The organism is Paraburkholderia sp. GAS206C (assembly GCF_050435645.1).
GTDB lineage: Bacteria > Pseudomonadota > Gammaproteobacteria > Burkholderiales > Burkholderiaceae > Paraburkholderia > Paraburkholderia phenazinium_B.
The window spans coordinates 1-1304 of record NZ_JBNDKR010000028.1 but is presented as its reverse complement, the minus strand read 5'-3'; the positions used below and the strand labels follow the sequence as shown (position 1 = coordinate 1304).

1 protein-coding gene is annotated in these 1304 nt (G+C 54.6%); it reads left to right on the top strand.

The features are described 5' to 3' along the window. Positions 1-220: 220 nt before the first annotated feature. Positions 221-709 (top strand): hypothetical protein, encoded by a 489-nt coding sequence (locus P3T20_RS37075; protein ID WP_429289459.1) that lies wholly within the window; start codon positions 221-223, stop codon positions 707-709. Positions 710-1304 lie beyond the last annotated feature (595 nt).

Here is a 1304-nt window from a genome sequence, read left to right as displayed (position 1 = left end):
GACCCAGACACCCACCGTATAACCCGCAAAGCTGGTCCAACGGGTGGGTCAGAATTCAGTGCAAATCGCGGGTCAGGATTCCATGCAAATCAACACCAGATTGCTGACAATTGCAGATGGGCCGGACTCAAACTCCGTGCTGGCGTGCCGTTATTAACTTAAACCAATCAGCCGCCACGATCCCGAGGCGGTTCAGTCCGTCTCAATCATGACGATAACAATGAAGCTTCCAATTCTTTACGTGTTCTTAACCGTTCTCTTCACTGGATGCGGCACTGTCGGCCGACCAATACAGGGGCAAGATTCGCTATCGACCATTCCTGCTGACCCACATCAGACAACCCCTCCACATTGGGTCACTGCCGACATTGCGAAAACCAATCCCTATCTGCCGAAGGAGTTGGCTGGCGATGTTTGGAAGATCGATACCAACTCAATCAAATCCGAATATGGTTGGATATGGGTATGGGAGCGATTCATCCCATCACCCAAGATGGGGGCGGCTATTGGCATTCAGGTTGCCGACACGTATCGGGGTATCAATTGCCAAACACGGGAGACAACCGAATGGCTCCATCGCTATCGGAGAATTGATGGGACATTTATCAGAGAAGGCGTAGCGAACGGAGACTGGGATTTGCACAAGATGCCGGCAGGAACAGCAGGTGCAGCGGCAAAGGAAGTCGATCTCGTCTGTCAGCGTCACTAACTATATTTGACGCGCACGAACGGTGACATCGGCCCAATGCAGGCACGCAAAAGCCGCATGCGTATTCACAAGAGAATTTACGCAGAGACAAACGAGTATCTCGTCGACGGTGCATCGAGGGATCGAGCCGCGATCAACGCGCACTTCGTTCGGCGGTTTTCGAACGCAATACGGGCGGGATCGTTCGTGGGCATTGCAACGCGCGATGCGCAATTGATCGATGCGTTGACCAATTGGCTGCAACGCGAGAGGATCGACAGGTCACGATTCGAGTTCCAGATGTTGCTGGGGGTGTGCGAACCGCTGCGTGACGTTTTGCTTGCGCAAGGATTTACGCGCTAGCAGTTACAGCAGGAGCGGCGGAGCGGGACCGAGCAGATAGTTGGCCCCGGTTCGAACGGCTGCTTTCGAGAAAACCGGCTGGCCGGTGTGGGTCGTCCTGAGGCGGTCGTAGTCGGCTCGCGTTCGGCCAGCAACAGACCTTCGAACTAGCAGCGTTGATCGTAAGCGGCCAGCAAACCCATCTTGAATCTGGCTGCGGCGCTTGGGAGTATCGTGTCCACTGCACGAATAAGCGGACACGTGAACACTATAG